Origin of the sequence: Streptomyces sp. NPDC101152, assembly GCF_044768275.1 — a bacterium.
GTDB lineage: Bacteria > Actinomycetota > Actinomycetes > Streptomycetales > Streptomycetaceae > Streptomyces.
In genome coordinates this window covers 271474-294342 of the sequence record NZ_JBIWPO010000007.1, presented here as the reverse complement: position 1 = coordinate 294342, position 22869 = coordinate 271474, and the positions used below count along the sequence as shown (strand labels likewise).

Here is a 22869-nt window from a genome sequence, read left to right as displayed (position 1 = left end):
TGCTGGACGCATGAGCAAGCTCGGCGCCCTCTCGGTCATCTTCGATCTCGACGGAACGCTCGTGGACAGCGAGCCGAACTACTACGAGGCCGGCCGGCAGACTCTCGCCGAGCACGGCGTCCCCGGCTTCACCTGGTCCGATCACGAGCGGTACGTCGGCGTCAGCACGCTGGATACGGCGCAGCTGTGGAAGCGGGAGTACGGTCTGGCGGCCCCCGTCGACGAACTGCTCGCCGCCACCAACCACCGCTATCTGGAGCTGGCCCGCACCGCGACGCGCGTGTACCCGGAGATGCGCAAGTTCGTGGAACTGCTGGCCACCGAGGGCGTCCCCATGGCGGTGGCCTCGGGCTCCTCCCCCGAGGCCATCGACGCGATCCTGTCCGGCACGGGCCTGGACGCCTTTGTGCGCACCGTCGTGTCGGCGGACGAGGTGCCGCGCGGCAAGCCCGCCCCCGACGTCTTCCTGGAGGCGGCCCGGTGCCTCGGCGCGGCTCCGGCGGCCTGCGTGGTGCTGGAGGACGCGGCTCCCGGAGCGGCCGCCGCGCACGCCGCCGGGATGCGCTGCATCGCGATCCCGTACGTCGCGGCACAGGCGGACGCCCCGGAGTTCGCCACGGCGGCCGTCCTGCTGCGGGGCGGCCAGGCCGAGTTCACGGCGCGGGCGGCGTACGACTGGCTGGTGCGGTGGGCGGCGGGGTCCTGAGCCGGGCGCGCCGAGAGTGGTTACCGCCTGGCTCAGGCGGCGTCCCGGCGTTGCGGCGTTCACGGCGGAGCCACGAGCGGTAGTGGCGCAGGGCCCGGCGTTGGTGCAGTTGGTCGGTGACGAGGGCGAAGGCCGGGTGGGTGTCGAGGGCGGGCTCGGCGCCGCGGGCGAGCCGGCGCAGCTGCCGGCGGACCAGTGCCAGGCCGGCCGCCGAGGCGAGGAGCTTGTCCGGCCAGGTCGCCATCCGCAACCGCCCGTCCGCTTCGCGGCCCCGGCGCCAGCGCTCGGGCAGATCGGGCGTGCCGGCCAGGGCGGTGCCGACGCCCACCAGCGCGACGCCGCCGGCGAGGACCCGCTCGGCCGTCTCGCGCCGGGTGATGCCACCGGTCAGCATCAGCGGGACCGGACTGGTGCGGGCGAGTTTCGTGGCCAGGTCCAGGAAGTAGGCTTCCCGGGCCTCGGAGCGTTCGTCGGCCCAGCGGACCGCCATCACCGGGCTCTCGAAGCTGCCGCCGGACAACTCCACGAGGTCGACGCCGAGCGGCTCGAGCATCTCGATCACCCGCTGCGCGTCCTGCGCGTCGAACCCGCCACGCTGGAAATCGGCGTCGCGGACACCGACACACTCGACGGACTGCACGCCAACCAGCACATCCCGATCTTCACCGGGCTGGTCCGGCTGTACGAGGCGACGGGCGAGGAGCGCTACCTGAGCGCTGCGCGGAACTTCTGGTCCATGGTCGTCCCGCATCGCCTGTACGGCATCGGCGGCACCAGCACGAACGAGTTCTGGAGGGCGCGGGACGTGATCGCCGGGACGATCAGCCCGACGACCGCGGAGACGTGCTGCGCGTACAACATGCTGCAGCTGTGCCGGGCGCTGTTCTGCCAAGAGCCGGCAGCACGGTACATGGACTACTACGAACGCGCCCTCTACAACCAGGTGTTGGGCTCCAAGCAGGACCAGGCCGACGCGGAGAAGCCGCTCGTCACGTACTTCATCGGGCTGACGCCCGGACATGTGCGCGACTACACGCCCAAGCAGGGCACGACCTGCTGCGAGGGCACGGGCATGGAGAGCGCCACGAAGTACCAGGACTCGGTGTACTTCACGGCGGCCGACGGCGGCGCGCTGTACGTCAACCTCTACAGCCCGTCCCGGCTGACCTGGGCGGAGCGGGGCGTCACGGTCACCCAGACCACCGACTACCCACGGGAGCAGGGCAGCACCCTGACGATCGGGGGCGGCGGGACCTTCGAACTGCGGCTGCGCGTCCCGTCCTGGGCGGACGCGGGGTTCAGGGTGACCGTCAACGGGCGTGCCGTGCACGGCGATCCGACGCCGGGCAGCTACTTCCCGGTGGCCCGGACGTGGCGCGCCGGGGACGAGGTCCGCGTCTCGATCCCCTTCCGGCTGCGGGTGGAGAAGGCCCCGGACGACGCCTCCCTCCAGACCCTCTTCCTCGGTCCGGTCAACCTCGTCGCGCGCGACGCGGCCACGGAGTACCTGGAGTTCGCCCTGTACCGCGACACAGCCCTCTCCGGCGACCTGCTCCCCTCCCTCTCCCCGGTCCCCGGCCAACCGCTCCACTTCCGCCTGGACGCCGTCGAGCTGGCCCCGTTCTTCGAGGGGACGGAGGATCCCACGCACACCTACTTCCGGCGCTCGGAACCGCGGATCGTCTTCGGCGGCACCGACTCCGGGGTCGCCAACCCGGCGACGGAGGACGGCACGAGCCTGCTCGACGAGATCTGGGCCGGCGCGCCTTTCCGCGGGAAGGGTGAGCTGGTCTCTCGGGTCCGGGCGAGCATGGCGGCCTGGGTGTCCGCGGGGCTGCTGGACCGGGCGGAGGGGGAGAAGGTGGTGGCCACGGCGGAGCAGGCGGCCTTCGTGGCCTGACGGAGGCCGACGGGCGTGCTCGGGTCCATCCTGGAGGTGAGCGGAAGGAACGAGGCCCCTCATGGCGTACGACGAAGAGCTGGCCGAGCGGATCCGGCGGCATCTGGGCGCGGACCCGGGCATCTCGGAGAAGCGGATGTTCGGCGGCCTCGCGTTCCTGCTGCACGGGAACATGGCGGTGGGCGTGAGCGGCGGCGGGGGTCTGTTGGTCCGTGTCGGCCCCGAGGGAACGGACGCGGCGCTGGCCCGGCCGGGGGCGCGGCCGTTCGACATGACGGGGCGGCCCATGCGCGGCTGGATCGTGGTGGACCCGTCCGCCCTGACGGACGACCGGGATCTGGATGAGTGGATCGACGAGGGGTACGGGTTCGCGGCGGAGCTGCCTCCGAAGTGAGGTACCGGGTGGCCTCAGGAGCGGCGGCGGGGTCTGCCGCGTTTGGGGCCGGGGGTCCGGGGTGTGCGGGTGGTCTGATTGGCCGGCGTGGGCTTGCGGCGGGCGGGCGGCTTCTGCTTCTCCTCGGGCTGCGCCTTGCGGCCCCGTGAGCTGTTGACCGTACGGCCCCGGACGATGCCGATGAAGTCCTCGACCAGGTCGGTGGTCGCCTCCTCGGGCCAGGACAGCGCGACGCTCGACTGCGGGGCGTCCACGACGGGGCGGTAGGTGAGGTCCCTGCGGTGGTGGAGCCGGGCCAGCGACTGAGGGACGACCAGGAGGCCGACGCCCGCCGCGACCAGCTCCACGGCGTCCTCGGTGGTGGCGGGGCGTTCGAAGGCGGGCTCGCCCGGTGGGCGCTCCCAGTCGAAGACGTCGTCAAGAGGGTGGAAGATCACCTCGTCGGCCAGGTCGGCGAGGGTCACCTCCTCGGCCGCCGTGATCACGTGGTCCTTGGGGACCACGACCACCGTGGTCTCGGTGTACAGCGGGATCGCGCTGAAGACGGCGCGGTCCACCGGGAGCCGCACCAGTCCGGCGTCCGCCTCGCCGGCGCGCAGCACGGCGGAGACCTCCGCCGCCGGGACGGCGAGGAGGTTCAGCGGGGTGTCGGGCAGGCGCTCGTGCCAGATCCGCACCCACTTGGCGGGCGTCGTCCCCGGGACGTACGCGAGCCGGAACACGGGGGATGCATCCGAGCCTGTCACCCCGCCAGGTTACCGGCCGTGGTCGGCGGCCTCGGACCCGGTCGATACCCTGGATCCCATGACGTCGCACCAGACCACCCAGACGATGAAGCCCGCGACCGCGGCGAAGAAGCTGGGTGTGTACCTCGAGGCCACCCCCGCCGAGTTCCGTGAGGGTGTCGTCTCGCGCGCCCAGCTCGAGCAGCTGCAGGCCGATCCGCCGCAGTGGCTGCGCGAGCTGCGGGCCAAGGGGCCGCACCCCCGTCCCGTGGTCGCGGCGAGGCTGGGCGTCTCCATCGCGGGCCTCGCGCGCGGTGGGGTCACCGAGCCCCTCACCACCGAGCAGATCGAGGCGCTCAGGCAGGAGCAGCCCGAGTGGCTCGTCCGGGAGCGCGCCACCCAGGCCGAGGTCCGCAAGGAGGGGGCGCGGATCAAGAAGCGGAACGCGGAGCGCGCGGCCCGGAGTGGCGACCGGCGGTCCTGACCGGCCGCCGTGACGACGTTCCGTCACGATCCCACGCCGCTGCGTGCACGACACACGTTTCTGACGGTGCGTCACGACGAAGGTCACAAAAGCGTATCGGACATTCTGGTCGTCAACCTTCACACGAGCCGCACAAGTTGGCTAGCGTGGTTTCAGGCCGCTCGAGTTCCTCCGGCGAACCCCGCCGGGACGCGCGGCCTCCGCTGAATCCGGTGCGAGCCGGAACCGGGGACCCAACCGAACAACGGGGTGAATCGGCCCAACAGCCCGTCAGGGCAAGGGTCGTAGGGCATGCCTTCCGGACACGACCGCCCGAACCCGACAGCTAACCCGGTAGGCGGAGTACGGAAGGAGTACGGCCCCCATGGCGCCGGAACGACCATCGCGCACCGGCGGCTTCGGCTTGCCCGGTATGCGCAACTCCGCCCTCGCGGCAGCGGCCCTCTCCTCGGTGGCAGTGCTCGCCCAGAGCGCCGACGCGGCGCCGGGCACGGCGGACGAGGGACCCAGCCGTGAGGCCGTCCGCCAGCGGGTGAACAGCCTCTACGACCAGGCGGAGTCCGACACCGGCCAGTGGAACTTCACCCGGCCGACGGCGACCGGATCGCGGGGCCGGGGTACCCCGGCCGGAGCCGGCCGGCGCTCGGACCCCGATGTCGACAACGTCAGCCGGCAGTGGTTCGACATGGCGCGCAACTCGCTGGGACCGACCGTCCCGGCGGCCCTGCCCGCCAGTCGCACCCCCGACCGGCGTCCGGCCGCCCCCCGGCCCGCGCGCTCGGCGGACCGCCCGCTGCCGGCCCGTACCGGCTTCGAACTGGAGGCGGCCGGCCGGCCCGCGGCCGAGCTGCCCGCCGGCGGCCCGCGGCGTCCCCTGCCCGAACTGCCCGCCGGCGACGCCACGGCCGTGCTTCCCGCCGTGCCGGCCCAGCGGCAGGAGTCCGCCATGGCCGCGCCGGCGACCGGCGCCGAGCCGAGGCAGACCTCACTGCGCCGCTCCAAGGAGCAGAGCCAGCGCAAGATCGCGGCGGCGAGCGAGCTGCTGTACCGCTACACCGCCCGCCAGACGTCGATGGCGCAGCCGGCCGTCGCGCCCCAGACACCGATCGTGTCACCGCCGGCTCTCGCGGCCCCGATGCCCGCCGGGCAGCAGCCGGCCGCCGCAGCCGCGTCGGCCGCGGCGCCCTGGTCGGAGCAGGCGAGCCGGGCGGTGGAGGAGGCCTGGCGACTCCAGCAGCCGTCCGTCCTCGACACGGGCGTGCAGCCGACGCAGCAGTGGACGCCGCAGCAGTCCCCTCTCGTCGACACGGGCGCGTCGAACACCCAGCAGTGGGCGCTCCAGCAGCCGACGGCAATGCCGACGACTCAAGCGGTGCCGCAGCAGGCGTCCGTGCTCGACACCGGCGCGTTGAGCACCCAGCAGTGGGCCTCTCCCGCGGTGGGCGCGCAGCCCTCGTCCGCCCTCGACGCGAGCCTGCCGGTGTCCGACCAGTGGCGGCGGCTGCAGGAGCCGAGCGTGCTGGACACCGGGGTTCCGGAGGCCGTCGCCGAGCCACCCGTCGGCAGCAGGGCCGACCGGGCCGTGTCCTTCGCCCGCGCGCAGATCGGCCGACCGTGCCTGTGGGGCGGGGTGGGGCCGGAGTCGTACGACAACGCCGGGCTCACCCAGGCCGCGTGGAAGGCCGCCGGGGTCGCGCTGCCGCGGTCCACGCACGAGCAGGCGAGCATCGGCACGGTGATCCCGCTCGCCGAGAGCCGGCCCGGAGACCTGATCTTCTTCAACGACAACTTCAGCCACGTCGGCCTCTACACCGGCAACGGCATGATGGTCCACGCCCCCGGACCGGGCGCGGTCATCCGCGAGGAGTCGGTCCACTACGCCGGCGAGGCCGCGATCCGCATAGCCGTCCGACCGGCGTAGCACTGCGGCTCCACCTCACCGAGGCCGTCCACGACCGTGGGCGGCCTCTTCGGCGTTCCCCGGAGCCGGTCCTCCCCGGCGTGCTGGAGTTCCGCGTCCCCGGTGGTGAAGGATGGCGGCGTGAGCAACGAGGACACCCGGCGGCTGGCCGGGAAAGTGGTGGTCGTCACGGGGGCCGCGCGGGGCCAGGGTGCCGCCGAGGCGGAGGCGCTGACCCGGGCCGGCGCCGAAGTGGTCGCCACCGACGTGCGGCCCGAGGGCGGTGTGCGGCGGCTGGACGTCAGCAGTGAGAGCGACTGGGCGGCGCTCGCCGCCGAGTTGAAGGCTTCGTACGGCGAGATCCACGGCCTGGTCAACAACGCGGGGGTCATCCGGCGCGAGCGACTCGGGGAGGTGCGGCCGGAGGACTTCGCCCAGGTCCAGGCGGTCAACACGGCCGGGCCGCTGCTGGGCATCCAGTACCTCGCGCCGCTGATGCCGCCCGGTTCCTCGATCGTCAACGTCGGCTCCTCGGCCGCGCTCACCGGCTACTACCCGGTGGCGTACACGGCCAGCAAGTGGGCGCTGCGCGGGGTGTCGAAGATCGCCGCCATGGAGCTGGGGCCGCGGGGCATCCGGGTCAACACCCTGCATCCCGGCTACATCGAGACGGAGATGACGGCCGCCGCCACCCCGGCCTTCCGCGCGGCGACCATCGGGGAGACGCCGCTGGGGCGCAGCGGCACCGTCGAGGACATCGCCCCGCTCGTGGTGTTCCTGATCTCCGACGAGTCGTCCTTCATCACCGGGGCCGAGATCCCCGTGGACGGCGGCCTGACCGCGCACGGTGGCGTCAAGTCCATCTCGGACGCGATGCGGGCGGGTCCCCCGCAGGGAGCGTGATGTCGTGCGGGCCGCCGGTCCCCCGCTCCGGCGGCCCGCACGGTGTCCGGGCGGCCGGGGAGAACCGGCCGTCCCCCACCGAACCGCCGGGTCTCCCCGCGCGGCCGCCGGAGCGCCGTGGTGCTGGAGTACGTCCGAGAGCAACTGTGTCGCCGACTGTTGCTCCGTTGCAGTCTGAGGCAGGCTGGACGGCGCCGGTATGGGTACAACTGCGTACGCGGCGCACGAGCGGAGCGGAAACGTGGCACAGGTCGAACGCATGCTGTCGGTGGCCGTCGCGGCGCTGCACGAACGCGATCCGGATCGGCTGTGGCCGATGGTGGCGCAGAGCCTGCCGCAGCTGTGCGGCGGCGAGAGCCTGATCTACAAGCTGGACGAGTGGAACGAGTCCGGGGGCACCGTGGGGATGCCGGCCGCCGTCGCCGCCGAGTTCGCGGTGCTCGGGGACGGGGCGGCGGCCCTGCTGCGCAAGGGCTACCCGTTCGCGCCCCTGTACGCGGCGGGCCCGGACCGGACGCCGGTCTCGGCGCGCCGCGTGGCCGGCCGTGCCTGGTCGTCGAGCCCGACCGCGGAGCTGATCGGCGCCGTGATGGACGCGGACCACGTCCTGGCGATCCCGCTGCCCGTGACCACGACCCCGGTCACCGGGTGCATGGTCTACCGCTCCGGCAGGGACTTCACCGACGACCACCTGCGGGTGGCCGGACTGTTGCAGCCGCTGCTGGCCGCCGTCGAGCAGCAGCGTCAGCTGCTGGAACGCTGTCGGCGCTCGACCGGCGGCGCGGCGGCCGAGGACCGCACGCTCACCCCTCGTGAGACGGCGGTGCTGCTCCTGCTGACGGACGCGCTGACCGCGGCGGCGATAGGCCGGCGGCTCGGTATTTCGGAGCGCACGGTGCACAAGCACGTCGAGAAGATCTACCGCAAACTGGGCACACGCGACCGCGTCAGCACGGTCCTGCGGGCCCAGCGGATGGGTCTGGTGCCCGCGCCCTCCGCCCCACGGGACACCGACACCGGGAGCCCGCCGTGAAGCCGAACCGCTCCATCCCCTCCGCGACGGTCATCCCCGTCCTGATCTATCCGGACGTGCGGGCCGCGGTCGCCTGGCTCGGCGAGGCCTTCGGGTTCACCGAGCGGGTGCGGATCGGGGAGGACCACCGCTCCCAACTGACCGTCGGCGACGGGGCGGTGATCATCGGGGACGTCCGGCAGGACCGCCGGCCGCCGCGTCCGGGCGAGGTCACGCACTCGGTGATGGTCCGGGTCGAGGACGCCCGGGCCCACTGCGAGCGGGCCAGGGCGCACGGCGCCCGCATTCTGGCGGAGCCGACCGACTTCCCGTACGGCGAGCGCCAGTACACGGCCGAGGACCCGGCGGGCCACCACTGGACGTTCTCCCAGACGCTCGCGGACGTGGCCCCGGAGGAGTGGGGCGGGACGTCCGTGTCCTGATGGGCGCGGTCAGCCCCGCTGCGGGCGGCGCGTGCGCATCACCTCGTTCTTGAGCGCCCACGCGTCCGCGACCGGACCGAGGTGTCCGAGCTTGTCCGGGTTGACCACCCCGCGGATCGTCTGGACCCGTCCGCCGAAGATGTCCAGCACCAGGGTGCTGACGACCTTGCCGTCCCGGTCACGGAAGAGGGCGCCCGGCTGGCCGTTCACCTGGTGCGGCTCCGCGACGACACCGGTCGTGACGCACATCGAGACGAACGCGGCGATCACCCGGGCCACGTTCTCCGGCCCCCGCACGGCGTTGGCAAGCGCGGGCGCCTTGCCGCCGCCGTCACCGACCAACTGGACGTCGGCGGCGAGCAGTTCCCTCAGCCCGTCGACGTCGCCCTCGCGGAAGGCCTCGAAGAACCGCCCGGCGAGTTCCTCCCGCTCCTTGCGGTCGGCCTCGAAACGGGGCCGCCCCGCGTCCATGTGCCGGCGCGCCCGCACCGCGAGCTGGCGGCAGGCGGCCTCCGAGCGGTCGACGGCCGAGGCGATCTCCGGGAAGCCGAAGCCGAACACCTCCCGCAGGACGAACACCGCGCGCTCCAGCGGAGAGAGCCGTTCGAGCAGCAAGAGTGCGGCCATGGACAGCGAGTCCGACAGTTCGGCGGAGCGCTCCGGGTCCTCGTAGGGGTCGCTGAGCAGCGGCTCGGGGAACCAGGGTCCGACGTACTCCTCGCGCCGTACCCGGGCCGAGCGCAGGACGTCGACGGAGATGCGGGTGACGACGGCCGAGAGGTAGGCCTTGGTCGATCTGGGCAGGGTCGGGGTGTGTTCCCAGCGCAGCCAGGCCTCCTGGACGGCGTCCTCCGCCTCACTGACGCTGCCGAGGAGGCGGTAGGCGATCGAGAACAGCAGAGGTCGCAGTTCCTCGAACTCCTCGGTACGGCTCACGCCAGTTCCTCCTTGAATCCCTGGCGCCACGACGGGTGGCGCGGCTCCCAGCCGAGTTCGCGCTTGGCCTTGGCGTTGGAGAAGCCGCGGCCCTCCAGCATCATGATCCCGGGCAGGTCCCCGGCCATTAGCTTCGCCAGCCACCCGGGCACCCGCAGCGGCGGCCTGGCGCCGGCGGCCGCGGCGAGGTGGGGCAGCCATGCGGCGGCGGGGGCCGGTTCGTCGTCGACGATGCAGAACACGCCCGTCGCGTGCTGTTCGACGGCCAGGACAGTGGCGTACGCCGCGTCGTCCAGGTGGATCCACGAGCTGTGTCCGGTGCCGCGTCCGACCAGCGGGAACCTTCGCCTGCGGATCAGCTCGACCTGGTCGTCCATGGCGTCCGGCCCGTAGAAGGCGCCGTAGCGCAGGACGGCGCCGCCGGCCTTGACGACGACGTCCTCGAGGTGGTTCACCGCCTCGATCATCGGCTGGAGCACGGTGCCCGTCATCGGGTCCAGCGGGTCGTCCTCGGTCTTGACCCAGCCGCCCTGGCGGATGCCGTTGAAGCTGCCGAAGCTCTGGGCGACGAAGGTGGACACGCCGGTGGCCTCGGCGGCGGCGAGCAGATGGTCGGTGCCCTCGGTGCGCAGCCGGTTGGTGGTGGCGAAGAACCGGTCGAAGTGCTTCATGTCGGGTTCACCGCCGCCGAGCCCGGTCATCTGGTGCACGATCGCGTCCGGCCGCGCCGCGGCCACCGCCTCGCCCACGGAGGCGGCGTCCAGGCCGTCCATCACGACGCCCTCGGCGCCCAGTTTCCCCAGCACCTCCAGCTTGGTCCCGTTCGTCGTCGTAGCCGTCACCTGGTGGCCTCTGGCCACGAGCTGCGGTATCAGCCGCCGACCGAGAACCCCCGTCCCGCCTGCCACGAACACCCGCACGACGATCACCCTCCCGTTTCCGACGATTCCCTGTCCCCCAGGAGACGGGACAGCCCCCGTCGGTTGTGACATCGGAGGCGGGGAGATCCGTGAGTGTCCTCAAGAACGGGGCTCTCACGCGGGGCCGGGGCCCGTTCCGCCCTGGAGGCGTTCCAGGTCGGAGGGGCGGACCTGGATGGCGACCACCGCGATCAGCGCGGCGACCAGGGCGAAGACCGCCGCCATGACGAACGCGGCCGAGACCCCGTGGGTGAGGACGTGGTCGGAGAAGGGGGACGGCAGCCGTCCGGTTTGCCGGAAGCGCAGCCGCTCGGCCGGGGTGGCCTGCGCGAGGAAGCGCGGGATCTGCTTGCGGGCCTCGTTGGTGCTGGCCGTGCCGAACACGGTGACCAGGATGGACAGGCCCAGCGAACCGCCGACCTGCTGGGTGGCGTTGAGCAGGCCCGAGGCGGCACCGGTCTCCCGGACGGAGACGTTGGACAGGGCCATGAGGGTCAGGGAGACGAACTCCATGCCCATGCCCAGGCCGAAGACCAGGATGGGGCCGAGGATGCTGCCCGCGTAGGTGGAGTGGACGTCGGTCAGGGTCAGCCAGGCCAGGCCGCCCGCCGCGAGGACGCCGCCGACCACCATGAACGGCTTGGGCCCGAACCGGGGCAGGAACCGTGAGGCCAGTCCCGCGCCGACCGCGATGACCGCGCTGACCGGCAGGAAGGCCAGCCCGGCCCGCAGCGGGCTGAACCTCAGCACGTCCTGGACGAACAGGGTCAGGAAGAAGAACATGCCGAAGATCGCCGCGGCGAGGCTGAGCATCATGCCGTAGGTGCCCGCGCGGTTGCGGTCGGCGAACATGTGCAGTGGCGTGATCGGCTGCACGGAGCCCCGCTCGATCAGCACGAACACGGCGAGGACGACGACGGCCGCGGCGAACGAGGCCAGCGTCAGCGGGTTCCGCCAGCCGTCCTGCGCGGCCCGGATGAAGCCGTACACCAGCAGCACCATGCCCAGCGTGGAGGTCAGCGCGCCGGCGATGTCGAAGTGGCCGGGGTGGCGTTCGGACTCCCTGATCCAGCGGGGTGCGGCGAGGGCGATGAGGATACCGATGGGGACGTTGACGAAGAGCACCCAGCGCCAGTTCAGCCACTCGACGATCATCCCGCCCGCCAGCAGCCCGATCGCGCCGCCGCCGGAGGAGACCGCGGCGAAGACGCCGAACGCCCGGTTGCGTTCCGGGCCTTCGCGGAAGGTGGTGCTGACCAGGGAGAGCGCGGTCGGCGAGGCGACGGCGCCGCCGACGCCCTGGAGGGCGCGGGCGGCGAGGAGTTCGCCGGAGTTGTGGGCGAGCCCGCCCAGCAGGGAGGCGAGCGCGAACAGCAGCACCCCGGCGACGAACATCCGCCGTCGGCCGAGGATGTCGCCGGTGCGCCCGCCGAGCAGCAGCAGTCCGCCGAAGGTCAGCGTGTAGGCGTTGACCACCCAGGACAGGTTGGTGGTGGAGAAGTTCAGCGCGCTCTGGATGTGCGGCAGCGCGATGTTCACGATGGTGATGTCCAGGACCACCATCAGCTGGCAGGACGCGATGACCAGCAGCGCCATGCCGTTCCCGCCGCCCGGGGTCCGGGTGGTGGCCTGCGTCGCGGAGGTCGGCTGCGGGCTGCTGCTCATGGTGCGTCGTGCTCTCGGTGGACGATGGCGTCCACTGTCCGACCGTACGCCGGTGCCGCGACCGTCACCACTCGATGGGCGCGGCGGCCGTCACCGGGTCTTGTGGGTCATGGCGAACTCGTCGGCCTCCGGGAGGTCGAACTCGCCGTGGTCGCTGCCGAGGCCCTGCGCGACCAGGGCCGCCGCCGCGTTGCCGAGGACGGCGGCCTCCTTCGGGGTGCGGTCGAGGCTGATGCCACGCAGGAAGCCGGCCGAGAAGGCGTCGCCGCAGCCGGTGGTGTCGACGACCTCGACGTCGAAGGCGGGGACCGTCTCGGTGCCGTCGGCGGTGACCAGGAGTGCGCCGTCGCCGCCGCGCGTGACGGCGACGAGGCCGGTCCCGGCGGCGAGGAACTTCCTGGCGCCGGTCACGAGATCCTGCTCCTCGCTGAAGCCGAGGACCTGGTCGTCGTTGGGGAGCAGATAGTCGATGTACGGGAGGATCGGCTCGATCTGGTCGAAGGTGCCGAGTTCGCCCGGGGCGAGGAGGTCGACGGAGGTGACGACGTCGTGCTCCTTGGCGTGCGCCAGGATGCGCGCGGCGACCTCGGCGCCGATCAACTCGGGTCCGCCGAGGTGGAGATGGGTCGCGTCGGCGAGGACGTCCCAGGGGACGTCGTCAAGGCCGTAGGTGATGTTGGCGCCGAGCAGGTGGAGGGTGGGGCGATCACCGTTGGGGCGGATGGGCAGGACCGTGGCCGAGGTGGAGGTGTCGATCCGGCGGACGACCGACCCGGTGTCGATGCCCGCCCGGTCGAGCAGGCTCAGCAGCAGGTCGCCGGTCGGGTCGGTGCCGATCGCTCCGGCGGTGCGGACCTCGGCGCCCAGTTTGGCGAGGGTCAGGGCGGTGCCGGCCGCCGTCCCCGCGGCGGTCATCCTGATGTCCTCGACGAGCGTGGCGCCCTGGCCCTCGGGTATCGCCTCAACCGGCCGTACCAGCACGTCCAGTACGTGCACGCCCATCGTGACGACCTTCATCGCTTCTCCTCCTGCGCGGGTGGTACGGGGTGGGTGGTGCCGTAGTCGCGGGCGATCGCGGCCTCGATGACCTCGAGTTGCCGCCGCTCGTCGAGGACGCGCGGGGTACCGAGCACGGCGGCGTGCTGGTAGACGCCGCAGGCCCACTCCAGCAGCAGGGCGTGCTCGACCGCCTTCTCGAGGGTGGGCGCGTGGGTGACCGCACCGTGGTTGGCCATCAGGGCGGCACTGCGGCCCTCCAGCGCGGCGAGCACCGACTCGGCGAGTTCGGGGGTGCCGAAGGTGGCGTACGGCGCGACCCGGACGGTACCGCCGAGGGCGAGCAACTGGTAGTGAACGCAGGGCAGTTCGTCGAGGACGAGGGAGAGCGCGGTGGCCATCGGGGCGTGCGTGTGAACGACCGCTCCGGTGCCGTAGCGGCGGTAGACGCCGAGATGCAGGTCCAGTTCGGAGGTCGGCCGAAGCGTGCCGGCCACGAGCTCGCCGTCCAGGTCGACCACCGTCACCTGCTCCGGGGTCAGTTCGGCGAGCACGGCGCCGGTCGCGGTGATGGCGACCCTGTCCTCGACGCGCACGCTGACGTTCCCTGCCGTGCCGATGAGCAGGCGCTCGGCCCCCAGCCGCCGGCAGGCGTCCGCGACGGCGGCCCGCTCCGGCTCCAGCGCCGCGCTTGAGTCGGTCATGGGCGCGACCGTAGTCTAAACATGAAACAATGTCACGTTCACGTTCGGAGGTTTTCGTGGAGGAGCCGACCGTGGACCGGGGCGGGGCCACTCCCCTGCGCCGCACCCCCCAGCAGGCACGCAGCCGGGCCCGGCTGGCGCGGGTGCTGGAGACCGCCGAGCGGGTCCTGGTCGAGCAGGGGGTGGAGGCGCTCACCACGACCCGGGTCGCGGCCGAGGCGCGGGTCTCGGTGGGCTCGCTGTACCAGTACCTGCCCGACCGGGACGCGATCATCGACGCTCTGGCAGCCGGCTACTTCGCCAAGCTCGAGTCCGTCATGGACGACTTCGTCCAGGCCGCGGCGAGCCGGCGCTGGGAGGATCCGGTCGGCCTGCTCGTGGACGCGTACGCCGGGATCTACCGCAGCGAACACGGCTTCCGCGCCCTGTGGTTCGGCAGCGGTCTGACCGAAAGCACCCGGGCCGCCGACCGTGAGCACAAGCGCCGTATGGCCGACGGCATCCGCCGCATCCTGCTCGCCCTCGACCTCGCCGAGGACGACGAGGACCTCGCCCGCGCCTGCCACGCCTCGGTCCTGGCCGCCGACGCACTGGCCCAGGAGGCCTTCCGGCGCGCCCCGGAGGGGGACGCGCGGCTCCTGGACGAGGCGAAGGTGATGCTGCGCGGCTACCTCGCAGCCGTCACCGCCCGCTACCGGCCCCAGGGTGCAGGGTCCTAACCCTGGGTAACCCGAAACGTCACGTAAAGTCGGGGTGGGGGCGGAAGATCAACAAGGGGGGATGGGCCGGTGGGGCCGGTGGAGTTCTCGGTTCTGGGGCCGGTCCGGGTGCGGCGGGACGGGGCGGAGGCCGTCCTGGGCGGTCCGCAGGAACGGGCGCTGCTGGCGCTGCTGCTGGTGCGTGCCGGGCAACCGGTGGCCGTGAGCGAGATCGTGACCGTGCTGTGGGGTTCGCGTGCGCCGCACAGCGCCGTGAACGTGGTCCGGCGTCATGTCGGTTGCCTGCGCCGCCTCATGGAGCCCGGTCTGCCCGCCCGGGCGGCCGGAAGGTGGCTGGCCCGGGACGCCGGAGGATACCGGTGGACGGCCGGCGCCGACTCGCTGGACCTGCTGCGGTTCCGCCGGCTGCGGGACGAGGCCCGGCGGGTGGCGCCCGGGGACGCCGTCGGCCTCCTCGTCGAGGCACTGTCGTCGTGGCGGGGGCCGGTCGCCGCGGACCTCGCCGCCGAGGTGCGGGAGCGCGCCGGGTTCGGTGCCGTCGACCGGGAACGCCGGGAGGCGGTGCGGGAGGCCGCCGACGCCGCGCTGCGCGCCGGTGTACCGGACGCGGTGCTGCCCCTGCTGCGGGAGGCCGCCGCCGACGACCCGCTGGACGAACCGGTGCTGGCCCGGCTGATCCTCGCGCTGGCGGCAGTGGGGCACCGCTCCGAGGCGGTCGACACCTACCGCGCCACCGCCGCCCGCCTCGCCCACGACCTGGGCATCGACCCCGGGCCCGAACTGCGCGAGGCGCACCGTGCGTCGCTTCCGGACACGGCGCCACCGGCCGCCTCCTTGCCGACGCCCGCCCAACTCCCGCACGACCTGCCGACGTTCACGGGCCGGGAGAGCGAACTGGACTACCTACTGGCCCGTTCGAACCCGACCGGGACGGTGGTCGTCACGGCGATCGGCGGCATGGCCGGCATCGGGAAGACCACGCTCGCCGTGCACCTGGCGCACCGGGTCGCCGAGCGGTTCCCCGACGGTCAGCTCTACGTCAACCTGCGCGGCTTCGACCCGTCCGGTGCCGCGCTGGGCGCGGGCGAGGCGGTCCGGCTCTTCCTGGACGCGCTCGGGGTGCCGCCCGAACGGGTGCCGCACGCGGTGGAGGCCCAGACGGCCCTGTACCGGGGCCTGTTGGCCGGACGCCGGATGCTGGTCCTGCTGGACAACGCGCGCGACAGCGAGCAGGTACGGCCGCTGCTGCCGGGCACCCCGGGCTGTCTGACGATCGTCACCAGCCGCAGCCGACTGTCCGGGCTGGTCGCCGCGCACGGAGCCCACGCGGTGACCCTGCGGCCGCTGGACGCCGGGCAGGCCAGGGAGTTCCTGGAGCGCCGGCTCGGCGCGGCACGGCTGGCCGGCGAGTCCCGGGCGGTCACCGAGATCACCGACCTGTGCGGTGGACTGCCGCTCGCCCTGGCCTGCGTGGCGGCACGTGCGGCGACCCATCCGCACTTCCCGCTGTCGGCGGTGGCGGCCGAACTGCGGGCGGCGCACGGCAGCCTCGACGCGTTCAGCCGGACCGACCCGACCGTGAACGTCGGCGCGGTGTTCTCCTGGTCCCTGGAAGCCGTCTCGCCCGGCGCGGCCCGCCTGTTCCGGCTGCTCGGTCTGCACCCCGGCCCGGACGTCTCCACCCCGGCCGCCGCCGCGCTCGCGGGGGTTCCGGTGGCCGAGGCGCGCGCTCTGCTGGCCGAACTCGCCGACGTACACCTGGCCCGCGAGCACACGTCGGGCCGGTACACCCTGCACGACCTGGTGCGCGCCCACGCGGCCGAACTGGTGGCCGCCGAGGACGACAGGGCCGCGGCGGTCGACCGGCTGTACGCCCACCACCTGCACACCGCCCACACGGCCGACCGTCTCCTCGCCCCGCACGCCGACCCCCTGCCGCCGGGCGCGCCCCCGGCGGGCGTCAGCCCGCAGGACCTGGCCGACGACCAGGAGGCGCTGGCTTGGCTGACCGCCGAGTACCGGGTCCTGCTCGCCGTGATCGACGCGGCGGCGCACTCCGGCCGTGACCGCCTGGCCGCTCGGCTCGCCTGGTCCCTGGAGCCGTTCTTCGACCGGCGGGGCCACTGGCACGAGGGGGCAGCAGCCCAGCGCACGGCGCTCGACTGCGCGCTCAGGCTGTCCGATCCCGCCTGGGAGGCGCGTGGGCTGCGGGGACTGGCCCGGGCGGAGGGCCGGCTGGGTCTGCTCGACAGCTGCCGGGCCCGGCTGGACCGAGCCCTGGAGCTCTTCGCCGGACTGGGCGATGTGACCGGGCAGGGCCACACCCACCGCAGCCTCGGCTGGGTGTGCGAACAGCAGGACGACCTGCCCGGCGCCCTGCGGCACAACGAGCGGGCGCTGGGGCTGTTCCGGCAGACCGGCCACCGGCCGGCGCAGGCCAGCGTGCTCAACTCGGTCGGCTGGTACCACGCGCTGCTCGGCCGCTACCGGCAGGCCCTGAGCCACTGCTTCGAGGCCCTCACCATGCTCCAGGACCTGGGCGACCGTTACGGACAGGCGTCCACCTGGGACAGCATCGCCTACGCCCAGCACGGACTGGGCCGCCACCCGCACGCCCTGCTCGGTTACCACAACGCGCTGACGCTGTACCGGGAGTTGGGGGTGCCGTACCTGGAGGCCTGCACCCTCGTCCACATCGGGGACACCCACCTCGCCATGGGCGCCCCGGGCGAGGCGGAGACCTCCTGGCGCCAGGCGCTCGTCCTCTTCGTCTCTCTCGGCCACCCTGACGCGGAACTGGTCCGGAAGCGGCTGCTCGCCGCCCGGTGCGGCCGACGCGACCTCGCCTGAGCGGGGTGACCGGACATGGAACACGTCCACTCGCTGCGTTTGGAGGTGCTGGGCCCGCTGCGGGTGACGCTCGGTGAGAGTGAATCCGACCTCGGCTTTCCCCAGCAACGCGCCCTGCTGGCCGTGCTGTTGGTGCGCGCGGGGCGGCCCGTGCCCCTGGGTGAGATCGTCGCCGCCCTGTGGCCGGAGGGCGCTCCCGCGAGCGCCCCGAACGTGGTCCGCCGGTACGTCGGTTCCCTGCGCCGCCTGCTGGAGCCGGGGCTGCCCCCGCGGGCTCCCGGCCGCCGGCTGACGCGCGGCGCCGACGGGTACCGGCTGGAGGTTGCCGAGGACGAGGTCGACCTGCTGAGGTTCCGCGGCCTGGCCGGACAGGCCAAGCGGGAGGTGGCCACCGGACGGCCGAAACCGGCGCTCAGGCACTTCGTGGCGGCGCTGGACGAGTGGCGTGGCCCGGTGGCGGCCGGCATCCCCGCGCCCGCGCGGGGCCACGCGGTGTTCGCCGAGGTCGAGCGCGAACTCGTCCGTACGACGGTGATGGCCGCCGACGCGGCGCTGCTGTGCGGCTCGCCCGAACAGCTCCTGCCCCACCTCGGCCGCGCGACCGGGCTCGACCCCCTCAACGAGTCCCTGCACGCCCGGAACGTCCTGGCACTCGCCGCCTCCGGCCGCCAGGCCGAGGCGCTGGCCGCCTACGAGTCGGTACGCCGGGTGCTGGCACGGGAGTTGGGCGTCGCGCCGGGAGCCGAGTTGACCGCGGCACACACGCGGGTACTCCGCCAGGAGGTGCGATCGGCACCGAGGAAGAAGGAAGCACTTCCGCGGCCCGGCCAACTCCCTCCGCTCCCCGTGGACTTCACCGGCAGACGGGCCGAACTGGACAGCCTGCGCCCGACAGCGGACTCCTCGACCGTCCTGCTCACCGGCATGCCGGGCATCGGGAAGACCACGCTGGCGCTGCGCTGGGCGCATGAGGTCGCCGAGCGGTACCCGGACGGTCGACTCCACCTGAATCTCCGGGGTTTCGACCCGCTTGGCGCCCCACTCACCCCCGAGGCAGCCCTGCGTGTCCTGCTGCCCGCCCTGGGCGTGCCCGAGCACCGTCTGCCGCGCGGCCAGGACGCGCTCGCCGGGCTGTACCGGACCGTGCTGTCCGGTCGCCGGACGCTCCTCCTGCTCGACGACGCCTTCGCCACCGAGCAGGTGCGCGCGCTGCTGCCCGCGTCGCCCGGCTGTCTGACCGTGATCACCAGTCGGCGCGGCCTGCCGGGCCTGGTCGCCGCCGGGGCCCGGCCGCTGCGGCTGGACCTGCCGTCCGGCACGGACGCCCTCGCCCTCCTCACCCGGCACATGGGCCGACATCGGTCCGCCGCCGATACCCCGGCGGCGGAGGAGATCGTGGCGCTCTGCGGCCGGTTGCCGCTGGCACTGGCCGTGGTGGGCGCCCGGGTCGCCGGCCGCCCCGGCAGCCCGCTCGCGGCCGTCACGGCCGAACTGCGCCGGTCCCGGGGCAGCCTCGACGCCCTCACCGAGGTACGCGCCGCGTTCGCGTCCTCCTACGGGCGATTGCCGGACGACGCGGCCCGGCTGCTGCGCCTGATCTGCGTCCGGTCCGGCCCGGACCTCACGGCGCACGGCGCTGCCGCCCTCGCCGACCTGCCCGTCCGGACGGCCCGTCGACTCCTCGACGAACTGGCCGACGCCCACCTCGTCACCGAATCCGCGCCCGGCTGCTACACCGCCCACCCCTTGTTGCGGGCGTTCGCCGCCGAGCTCGACAGCCGGCCATAACCGCAGGCCAGAGGGGCACACTCACTTCTCTGTCACTCTTTTTTCACACCTTCGCGCCTAGGCTCCGAGGCGATGAAAGTTCTTGTTCGGTCCTGTTCGGAGGTGTACCGGATGCCCCTCGGCCTGGAGATCGTCCTCGCTGAAACGACCCCGGTACGGCTGCCCGGCGATCGGTGGCCACGGACCCGGGCGCACCGGCTGTCCGCCCGCGTCGGCGGCGAGTTCCTCTTCGTCGGCGTGCGGGGCGGCGCCCCGGCCCCGGAGCCTGCCGTGGACATCCGCCTCGACCCCGGTGACATCTGCTTCTACGACACGCACCGCCCGCCGTCGCTGGATCTTCCGCGGTCCGCCCGCCTGAAGGTCTTCCTCGTGACCCGCGAGGCTCTGGGGCTGCCGGAGCACGCCCTGCTGCGGGTCATGGCGGCGCCGGTCAGCCGGTCCTCGCGCCTTGGCGGCCTGTTGTCGCCGTTCCTGTCGGAACTCGCCGACACGGTCTCCGCCTCGCCGCCCGCGACCGGCGAGCTGCTCTCCTGGAACGCCGTGAACCTCCTGGCGACGCTGGCCACCGAGCAGTCGGGCGGGGACACCGCACAGTCCACGGGCCCGCAGTCGCCGCTGCTGTCCAGGGTCCGGAGGTACATCGACCGCCACCTCGCGGATCCGGACCTCTCGCCCGAGTCGATCGCCGCCGCGCATCACATCTCGGTGCGCTATCTGCACCGGCTGTTCCAGGGCGAGGGCACGACGGTCGGCCGGTGGATCCAGCGTCGGCGCCTCGAGGAGTGCCGGCGCGACCTGCTGCACCGCGTCCGGGGCCGGCGCACCATCGCGGCGGTCGCCGCCCGTTGGGGCTTCCTCAGCGCACCGCACTTCAGCCGGGCGTTCCGCGCCGCGTACGGGATGTCCCCGAGCGAGTGGCGCGACACGGCAGGCGCCCGCACGCCGGCCGCCGACCCACCACCGCCGGGCGGGCCCTCCGGTGCGCTGCTGGATCAGCACCCGTGCACTGGCGGACAACTCACCCCCGCCCTGCGCTCCTAGCGTGCTCATCGACGCGTCCGCGCATCACCAGCGAGATTCTTCGGGAGAACCCATGTCCGAGACCGCCGAACCGGTCAAGCCGGTCCTCGAGCCGGCCGCCCAGGCCTTCGTCGAGGCCACCGCCAACCCGCCGTACCTCTTCGACCTGCCGCCCGCCGAGGGCCGCAAGGCCGTGGACGAGGTGCAGTCGGGCGAGATCGCGAAGCCCGCGGTCGACGAGGAGTGGATCACCGTCTCCGGTGGGCCGACCGGCAGTGTCCGGGCCCGCGTCGTCAGGCCCGCCGGCGCCACCGGCACCCTCCCGGTCATCCTGTACATCCACGGCGCGGGTTGGGTGTTCGGCAACGCCCACACGCACGACCGGCTGGTCCGTGAACTCGCCGTCGGCACGGGCGCGGCCGTGGTCTTCCCCGAGTACGACCTCTCCCCCGAGGTCCGCTACCCGGTCGCCATCGAGCAGAACTACACCGTCGCCAAGTGGGTCGTCGAGCAGGGCGTGACGAAGGACCTGGACGGCTCCCGGCTCGCGGTGGCCGGTGACTCGGTCGGCGGCAACATGACGGCCGCGCTGACCCTGATGGCGAAGGAGCGGGGCGATGTCCCGCTGGTGCAGCAGGTGCTGTTCTACCCGGTGACCGACGCGAGCTTCGACACCGGCTCCTACCACCAGTTCGCCACCGGCTACTTCCTGCGCCGGGACGGCATGCAGTGGTTCTGGGACCAGTACACGACGGACGAGGAAGAGCGGGCGCAGATCACCGCGTCCCCGCTGCGGGCGTCGACCGAGCAGCTCGCCGGGCTGCCCCCGGCCCTGGTCATCACCGGTGAGGCGGATGTGCTGCGCGACGAGGGCGAGGCGTACGCGGCCAAGCTCCGCGCGGCCGGGGTCGCGGTCACCGCCGTGCGCTACCAGGGCATCATCCACGACTTCGTGATGCTCAACGCCCTGCGCGAGACGCACGCCGCCGAGGCCGCCATCCACCAGGCCGTCGCCACCCTGCGCACGGCCCTGCACACCAACTGACCCGGGAGACAGCGCACATGACCACCACACCCACGGCCCTGCTCGTGCACGGAGCCTTCGCCGACGCCGGCAGCTGGGCCGGCGTCGTCGCGGAGCTGCAGAACGAGGGCATCCCCGTGATCGCCCCGCCGAACCCGCTGCGCGGGCTGGCCGCCGACGCTGCGTACATCGCTTCCGTGGCCGCACAGATCGACGGCCCGGTCGTCCTCGTCGGACACTCCTACGGCGGCGCGGTCATCTCCGTCGCCGGTACGGCGGACAACGTCGTCGGCCTGGTCTACGTCGCGGCCTACGTGCCCGAGCAGGGCGAGAGCCTCGGTGAGCTGCAGGGACGCTTCCCGCTCTCGCCGCTCGTCAGCAACCTCAAGGAATGGACGTACCCGGTCGAGGGCGGGGAGCCCGCGGTCGAGGTCACCATCCAGGCCGAGGCCTTCCCCGGCGTCTTCGCCGCCGACGTGCCCGCCTCCGTCACCAAGATCCTCGCGGCCTCGCAGCGCCCGCTGGCCACCTCGGTGTTCACCGAGCCGGCCTCGGCCGCCGCGTGGCAGACCAAGCCGTCCTGGGCCCTGGTCGCGGGCGCCGACGAGGCCATCAACCCGGAGGTGGAGCGCTTCGGCGCGCAGCGGGCCGGCGCGACGACGGTCGAGCTGGAGGGCGCCTCCCACGCGGTCGCCGTCTCCCAGCCGAAGGAGGTCGCCGCTCTGATCCGCGACGCGGTGCGGGCGACGAGCTGAGGGATCGGCTCGACGACAGCCGCGCGGAGGGCTCCCGGTGCCGTCCGTGCGGCTGTCGTCCTCGGTCCCGGGCAAGGCGCCGGATCAGCTCACCGCCGACTCCAGAGCCGCCTCGAACGTGGGGTGTTCGAAAGTGAAGCCGGAGTCCAGAAGCCGTCCCGGCACGACCCGCTGGCTCATCAGGATGCCCTCGGCGAACCCGCCGAGGGCGAGGCGGAGGGCGAAGGCGGGGACGGGCAGGATCGTGGGGCGGTGCAGGGCTTTGCCGATCGCGGCGGTGATGTCGCGGTTGGTGGCGGGGTGGGGGGTGGTCATGTTGACCGGGCCGTCGACCGAGTCGGTGACGATGAGGTGCCGCAGGGCACGGACCGTGTCGGGCAGGGAGATGTAGCTCCAGTACTGCCGTCCACTGCCCAGCCGTCCGCCCAGCCCGGCGCGGGCCAGCGGCAGCAGCCGCCCCATGGCCCCGCCCCGGGCCGACACGACGATCCCGAACCGTGTGGTGACGACGCGCGTCCCGGCCGCCCGCGCACCCCCGGCCGCGGCCTCCCACTCCTGGCACACCCCGGCCAGGAAGTCCCGCCCGGGCCGCGCGGACTCGTCCACCACATCCAGCCCCGTCTCCCCGTAGTAGCCGACCGCGGAGCCGGAGACGAACACCGCCGGCGGCTTCTCGCACCCGCTGATCGCCGTGGCCAGCGCACCGGTGCCGCGCACCCGGCTCTCGCGGATCAGCGCCTTGTACGAGGCGGTCCAGCGCCGGTCGCCGACACCGGCCCCGGCGAGGCCCACCACCGCGTCCGCCCCGTCGAGCACCGCCGGGTCCACACCGCCGGCCCCCGGCTCCCAGCGCGCCTCCCCGCTCCCGTCGGACCTGGTCTGCGGTTCCCGGCGGACCAGCCGGGTGACGCGGTGACCGTCGGACAGCAGCGACGCGGCCAGGGCACTTCCGATCAGTCCCGAGGAACCGCTGATGACGACGTGCATGGAACCAACCTCGATCCGGGCGCGTGACCATCCCGGCC

21 protein-coding genes, 1 pseudogene and 1 riboswitch are annotated in these 22869 nt (G+C 73.3%); of the genes and pseudogenes, 14 read left to right on the top strand and 8 right to left on the bottom strand.

All coding sequences use genetic code 11. The features are described from left to right. Positions 1-10: 10 nt before the first annotated feature. The gene (locus ACIRVK_RS12810; protein ID WP_404246113.1) at positions 11-706 is read left to right on the top strand and encodes an HAD family hydrolase; all 696 of its coding nucleotides are present in this window, start codon (positions 11-13) and stop codon (positions 704-706) included. Here ACIRVK_RS12810 and ACIRVK_RS12805 read toward each other — a convergent pair. Next, positions 654-1346 (bottom strand): hypothetical protein, encoded by a 693-nt coding sequence (locus ACIRVK_RS12805; RefSeq protein ID WP_404246146.1) that lies wholly within the window; start codon positions 1344-1346, stop codon positions 654-656. The genes ACIRVK_RS12810 and ACIRVK_RS12805 overlap by 53 nt on opposite strands. On the opposite strand from ACIRVK_RS12805, the pseudogene ACIRVK_RS12800 reads away from it, so the two are divergent. Both ACIRVK_RS12800 and ACIRVK_RS12795 read left to right on the top strand, forming a co-directional pair. After that, positions 1317-2606, top strand: a pseudogene (locus ACIRVK_RS12800) (beta-L-arabinofuranosidase domain-containing protein); the annotation flags it as partial. The gene ACIRVK_RS12805 and the pseudogene ACIRVK_RS12800 sit on opposite strands and share 30 nt — an antisense overlap. A gap of 61 nt (positions 2607-2667) precedes the next feature. Further along, complete coding sequence (locus tag ACIRVK_RS12795) at positions 2668-3000, top strand: TfoX/Sxy family protein (RefSeq protein WP_404246111.1); 333 nt, start codon at positions 2668-2670, stop codon at positions 2998-3000. Between the two features lie 14 nt (positions 3001-3014). On the opposite strand, the gene ACIRVK_RS12790 is transcribed toward ACIRVK_RS12795, so the two are convergent. Then, the gene (locus tag ACIRVK_RS12790; RefSeq protein WP_404246109.1) at positions 3015-3746 is read right to left on the bottom strand and encodes a LysR family substrate-binding domain-containing protein; all 732 of its coding nucleotides are present in this window, start codon (positions 3744-3746) and stop codon (positions 3015-3017) included. Positions 3747-3804: 58 nt separating this feature from the next. On the opposite strand from ACIRVK_RS12790, the gene ACIRVK_RS12785 reads away from it, so the two are divergent. From ACIRVK_RS12785 to ACIRVK_RS12765, 5 genes are all read left to right on the top strand, one after another. Then, positions 3805-4209, top strand: coding sequence for a DUF5997 family protein (locus ACIRVK_RS12785; RefSeq protein ID WP_404246107.1), 405 nt, complete (start codon positions 3805-3807; stop codon positions 4207-4209). 191 nt (positions 4210-4400) lie between these two features. Further along, positions 4401-4565, top strand: a riboswitch (cyclic di-AMP (ydaO/yuaA leader). 8 nt (positions 4566-4573) lie between these two features. Beyond that, entirely contained in the window at positions 4574-6130 is a 1557-nt protein-coding gene (locus tag ACIRVK_RS12780) for a C40 family peptidase (protein ID WP_404246105.1), read from the top strand. A gap of 120 nt (positions 6131-6250) precedes the next feature. Then, entirely contained in the window at positions 6251-7012 is a 762-nt protein-coding gene (locus ACIRVK_RS12775; RefSeq protein ID WP_404246103.1) for an SDR family NAD(P)-dependent oxidoreductase, read from the top strand. A gap of 199 nt (positions 7013-7211) precedes the next feature. Beyond that, positions 7212-8045, top strand: coding sequence for a LuxR C-terminal-related transcriptional regulator (locus ACIRVK_RS12770; protein WP_404246101.1), 834 nt, complete (start codon positions 7212-7214; stop codon positions 8043-8045). Continuing rightward, complete coding sequence (locus ACIRVK_RS12765; RefSeq protein WP_404246099.1) at positions 8042-8467, top strand: VOC family protein; 426 nt, start codon at positions 8042-8044, stop codon at positions 8465-8467. The genes ACIRVK_RS12770 and ACIRVK_RS12765 overlap by 4 nt, the downstream gene beginning before the upstream one ends. Positions 8468-8476: 9 nt before the next feature. Here ACIRVK_RS12765 and ACIRVK_RS12760 read toward each other — a convergent pair whose 3' ends face one another. The 5 genes from ACIRVK_RS12760 to ACIRVK_RS12740 form a co-directional block, all read right to left on the bottom strand. Beyond that, on the bottom strand, positions 8477-9403 hold the full coding sequence (locus ACIRVK_RS12760; RefSeq protein WP_404246097.1) for an RNA polymerase sigma-70 factor: 927 nt from the start codon (positions 9401-9403) through the stop codon (positions 8477-8479). Beyond that, the gene (locus tag ACIRVK_RS12755) at positions 9400-10332 is read right to left on the bottom strand and encodes an NAD-dependent epimerase/dehydratase family protein (RefSeq protein WP_404246095.1); all 933 of its coding nucleotides are present in this window, start codon (positions 10330-10332) and stop codon (positions 9400-9402) included. Before ACIRVK_RS12755 ends, ACIRVK_RS12760 begins: the two co-directional genes overlap by 4 nt. A 105-nt stretch (positions 10333-10437) precedes the next feature. Beyond that, on the bottom strand, positions 10438-11988 hold the full coding sequence (locus ACIRVK_RS12750) for an MFS transporter (protein WP_404246093.1): 1551 nt from the start codon (positions 11986-11988) through the stop codon (positions 10438-10440). Between the two features lie 90 nt (positions 11989-12078). Further along, positions 12079-13005 carry a carbohydrate kinase family protein gene (locus ACIRVK_RS12745; protein WP_404246091.1) on the bottom strand — a complete coding sequence of 309 codons (927 nt, stop codon included), beginning with the start codon at positions 13003-13005 and terminating at the stop codon, positions 12079-12081. Then, entirely contained in the window at positions 13002-13688 is a 687-nt protein-coding gene (locus ACIRVK_RS12740; protein ID WP_404246090.1) for a class II aldolase/adducin family protein, read from the bottom strand. Before ACIRVK_RS12740 ends, ACIRVK_RS12745 begins: the two co-directional genes overlap by 4 nt. A gap of 56 nt (positions 13689-13744) precedes the next feature. On the opposite strand from ACIRVK_RS12740, the gene ACIRVK_RS12735 reads away from it, so the two are divergent. From ACIRVK_RS12735 to ACIRVK_RS12710, 6 genes are all read left to right on the top strand, one after another. Next, entirely contained in the window at positions 13745-14407 is a 663-nt protein-coding gene (locus ACIRVK_RS12735) for a TetR family transcriptional regulator (RefSeq protein WP_404246087.1), read from the top strand. Positions 14408-14485: 78 nt separating this feature from the next. Continuing rightward, positions 14486-17257, top strand: coding sequence for an ATP-binding protein (locus tag ACIRVK_RS12730; protein WP_404246085.1), 2772 nt, complete (start codon positions 14486-14488; stop codon positions 17255-17257). A 15-nt stretch (positions 17258-17272) separates the two neighbouring features. Next, on the top strand, positions 17273-19045 hold the full coding sequence (locus ACIRVK_RS12725; RefSeq protein WP_404246083.1) for a BTAD domain-containing putative transcriptional regulator: 1773 nt from the start codon (positions 17273-17275) through the stop codon (positions 19043-19045). Between the two features lie 111 nt (positions 19046-19156). Continuing rightward, the gene (locus ACIRVK_RS12720; protein WP_404246081.1) at positions 19157-20086 is read left to right on the top strand and encodes a helix-turn-helix domain-containing protein; all 930 of its coding nucleotides are present in this window, start codon (positions 19157-19159) and stop codon (positions 20084-20086) included. A gap of 52 nt (positions 20087-20138) precedes the next feature. Continuing rightward, positions 20139-21110, top strand: coding sequence for an alpha/beta hydrolase (locus tag ACIRVK_RS12715; RefSeq protein ID WP_404246079.1), 972 nt, complete (start codon positions 20139-20141; stop codon positions 21108-21110). A gap of 17 nt (positions 21111-21127) precedes the next feature. Next, positions 21128-21844, top strand: a complete 717-nt coding sequence (locus tag ACIRVK_RS12710) for an alpha/beta fold hydrolase (protein WP_404246077.1) — start codon at positions 21128-21130, stop codon at positions 21842-21844. Positions 21845-21928: 84 nt separating this feature from the next. On the opposite strand, the gene ACIRVK_RS12705 is transcribed toward ACIRVK_RS12710, so the two are convergent. Beyond that, positions 21929-22831 (bottom strand): TIGR01777 family oxidoreductase, encoded by a 903-nt coding sequence (locus ACIRVK_RS12705; RefSeq protein WP_404246075.1) that lies wholly within the window; start codon positions 22829-22831, stop codon positions 21929-21931. Positions 22832-22869: the final 38 nt, after the last annotated feature.

Bases quoted from the DNA above. Each gene is read 5' to 3' on its own strand.
- ACIRVK_RS12810 (WP_404246113.1), top strand. From the start codon at position 11: ATGAGCAAGCTCGGCGCCCTCTCGGTCATCTTCGATCTCGACGGAACG.
- ACIRVK_RS12795 (WP_404246111.1), top strand. From the start codon at position 2,668: ATGGCGTACGACGAAGAGCTGGCCGAGCGGATCCGGCGGCATCTGGGC.
- ACIRVK_RS12785 (WP_404246107.1), top strand. From the start codon at position 3,805: ATGACGTCGCACCAGACCACCCAGACGATGAAGCCCGCGACCGCGGCG.
- ACIRVK_RS12780 (WP_404246105.1), top strand. From the start codon at position 4,574: ATGGCGCCGGAACGACCATCGCGCACCGGCGGCTTCGGCTTGCCCGGT.
- ACIRVK_RS12770 (WP_404246101.1), top strand. From the start codon at position 7,212: ATGGGTACAACTGCGTACGCGGCGCACGAGCGGAGCGGAAACGTGGCA.
- ACIRVK_RS12750 (WP_404246093.1), bottom strand. From the start codon at position 11,988: ATGAGCAGCAGCCCGCAGCCGACCTCCGCGACGCAGGCCACCACCCGG.
- ACIRVK_RS12745 (WP_404246091.1), bottom strand. From the start codon at position 13,005: ATGAAGGTCGTCACGATGGGCGTGCACGTACTGGACGTGCTGGTACGG.
- ACIRVK_RS12740 (WP_404246090.1), bottom strand. From the start codon at position 13,688: ATGACCGACTCAAGCGCGGCGCTGGAGCCGGAGCGGGCCGCCGTCGCG.
- ACIRVK_RS12725 (WP_404246083.1), top strand. From the start codon at position 17,273: ATGGAACACGTCCACTCGCTGCGTTTGGAGGTGCTGGGCCCGCTGCGG.
- ACIRVK_RS12720 (WP_404246081.1), top strand. From the start codon at position 19,157: ATGCCCCTCGGCCTGGAGATCGTCCTCGCTGAAACGACCCCGGTACGG.
- ACIRVK_RS12715 (WP_404246079.1), top strand. From the start codon at position 20,139: ATGTCCGAGACCGCCGAACCGGTCAAGCCGGTCCTCGAGCCGGCCGCC.
- ACIRVK_RS12710 (WP_404246077.1), top strand. From the start codon at position 21,128: ATGACCACCACACCCACGGCCCTGCTCGTGCACGGAGCCTTCGCCGAC.
- ACIRVK_RS12705 (WP_404246075.1), bottom strand. From the start codon at position 22,831: ATGCACGTCGTCATCAGCGGTTCCTCGGGACTGATCGGAAGTGCCCTG.